Here is a 1,185-nt window from a genome sequence, read left to right on the forward strand (position 1 = left end):
GCTTCCGTTGCCCACTGTGAAGCTCGGTACCAGTCCGTTTCCATTGACCACGGTCATCTTGAAGGTGTACATGCTTCCTCTGTTCAGCGTGATGGCATTTGCCGCATCACTGCGCACACTTGCCGCTGCACTCTGGCTTGCGGAAACCACACCCGCTGCTCCATATGTGTTGCTTACATTTCTCGATGTGGAGCCGCTCTTCTTCGCTGTCGTCGTCTTTGTCTCCAGGTTCTGGATGCTTGCTTCCAGTGCTTCTACGGCACTCTTGACCTCTTCTTCGGTCGCTGCTTCATTGTTCAACACAACCTTTGCGTTGCTCAATGCCTTCTGCATCGCTGCCACGCTCTTTGCTGTGTACTTGCTGGTGTTCACTGCCTCTGCTTTTCCAATCAGGTCTTTCAAAGCGTCCTTGTTCGGAATCATACGCAGTGCTGTAATCGCATTGAGCAGTTCTTCAGCCTTCTCATCCACTGCCTCCTGGGTTGCATTGCCATTTTCCAGTAGATCTTCTGCTTCTCCCAGGACGGTTACAAATACACTCCATTCATTATCCTGGATGTACTTCGAAGCATTCTTTACAATCTCTTTGCCTTCTGCTACCAAAGCTTCCAGATCCGTCATATCTGCACGGAAGACCAGGTTGTCAAGCGCTTCATACAGCGCTTCTGCCGCTGCCTGGATGTCTGCTTCCAGTACTTCCTCGTCGTCCATCAGGTCCTCTGCCGCCTTGTATGCGTTGTCAAGCGCCTGTACGCTCTCCGGCGTGAAGTTCTCTCGATTGATGCTCTCTGCAATCTCCATCGGGATTTCCAGCTGGCTCTTGTCGCCCGCTGTAAAGCTCAGATACTGCAATGCCTCGATCAGTTCAAACATCGCGTTGTTGATCTCGTCCTGGCTTGCGGTCTTCTTTTCTTCGATCGCTTTCGCTGCCTGCAGCGCTTCCTTGTACTTCTTCTGTACCGACGGGACTGCCGCCTCTACCTGCGCTTTCACGTTCTCGCTCTCTGCGATTGTGATCACTTCGCGCAGATTTTCCTTATCCACGATCGTGAAGCCCAGTTCAATCGTGGTGTCTGCATTCGGCATTGCCAGGCTGTAGATATACTCGGCAACGTCAAAGTTCTCTTCTGCTACGGCTTCGCCGTTCACGGTGACGCCTGCGATCTCTCTTCCTTCGACTCTCGG

At 52.3% G+C, this 1,185-nt stretch carries 1 protein-coding gene; it reads right to left on the reverse strand.

The window, feature by feature from the left end; genetic code table 11:
* On the reverse strand, positions 1-1,185 hold a 1,185-nt coding region (locus B9Y59_RS16865; protein WP_158089033.1), incomplete at both ends, for an FIVAR domain-containing protein.

It is taken from the genome of Anaeromassilibacillus sp. Marseille-P3371, assembly GCF_900169665.1.
In the GTDB taxonomy this organism is placed as follows: Bacteria; Bacillota; Clostridia; order Oscillospirales; family Acutalibacteraceae; genus Anaeromassilibacillus.